1 protein-coding gene is annotated in these 1,198 nt (G+C 48.7%); it reads left to right on the top strand.

The annotated features are described in order from the left end of the window. Positions 1-74 precede the first annotated feature (74 nt). Positions 75-1,150 (top strand): IS3 family transposase gene (locus tag J0A66_RS21410; RefSeq protein WP_206575895.1). Its coding sequence is split into 2 segments (ribosomal slippage): positions 75-324 and positions 324-1,150, totalling 1,077 coding nucleotides; the frame shifts between segments, so codons are not numbered across the junction. Positions 1,151-1,198 lie beyond the last annotated feature (48 nt).

Consider the following 1,198-nt stretch of genomic DNA (forward strand, 5'->3'; position numbering starts at 1 on the left):
TGACCTTCTCCCCAGATTTAACACCATGACTTTGATGAGATTTCCAATAAACTGGAGCCAATGGAGATCTCAGAATGAAAAAACGTTATACCGAAGAACAAATCATCAAGGCCATTAAGCAGCATGAAGCAGGGGCCAAGGTCGATGACATCTGCCGCGAGATGGGTATATCCACCGGCACTTTCTACAATTGGCGCAGCAAATATGCGGGGCTGGAAGTGAATGAAGCCAAGCGCCTCAGAGAGCTTGAGTCAGAGAACAACAAGTTGAAGAAGATGCTGGCTGACAAGATGCTGGAAGTGGAGGCCATGAAGGATGTGCTGTCAAAAAAGTGGTAACGCCAGCGTCGAAGAAGCCCATTGTTCAATACTTGATTGACGGCTTCAGCCTCAGTGAACGTGTGGCCTGTAAGCTGGCAGGGCTGAGTCGCACAGCGTTTCGATATCAGCCCAAGTCAGGGACAGATAAGGGCCTTAGAGAGCGTCTAAAGGCGCTGGCGACCCAATATCCCCGCTATGGATATCTGATGCTGCATGGCCTCCTAAGAGGCGAAGGCATGGTCAAGAACCGAAAGCACATTTACCGCCTTTATACCGAGGAAGGTTTGCAGGTCAGAACCAAGAAGCGCAATAAGCTGACACGGCCTCGACAGCCAATGGAAGTGCCGACAGCGCCCAATCAACGCTGGTCAATGGACTTTGTGTCTGACCAGCTAAGCAGTGGCAGACGTTTTAGAGTATTGAATGTGGTGGATGACTATTCGCGAGAAATGGTTGGTCAATTAGTCTCTGTTTCTATCAGCGGCAGACAGGTAGCGAGATTCCTGGACCAATTGATTGAGCAGCGAGGTAAGCCTAATAAAGTCGTTTGTGACAACGGGACTGAATTTACCAGCAAAGCCATGTTCTTCTGGAGCAAAGAAACAGGTGTGACGTTGGGCTTTATCCAACCAGGAAAGCCGACACAGAACGCCTTTGTGGAAAGCCTCAATGGTAAATTCAGAAACGAATGTTTGAACCAGCATTGGTTCAGAACACTGGACGAAGCAAGGTACGAAATCGAGCTATGGCGCGAGCATTACAACCATGTTCGCCCGCATAGCTCACTGAATTACATGTCGCCTGTTGAGTATGCAAAACAGGCAGCTTAAGCAGGAAAATCTCATTGAGGGATTGGTACTAATCTCGGGGAAAGGTCA

Source organism: Bowmanella dokdonensis (genome assembly GCF_017254865.1).
GTDB classification, from domain to species: Bacteria; Pseudomonadota; Gammaproteobacteria; order Enterobacterales; family Alteromonadaceae; genus Bowmanella; species Bowmanella dokdonensis.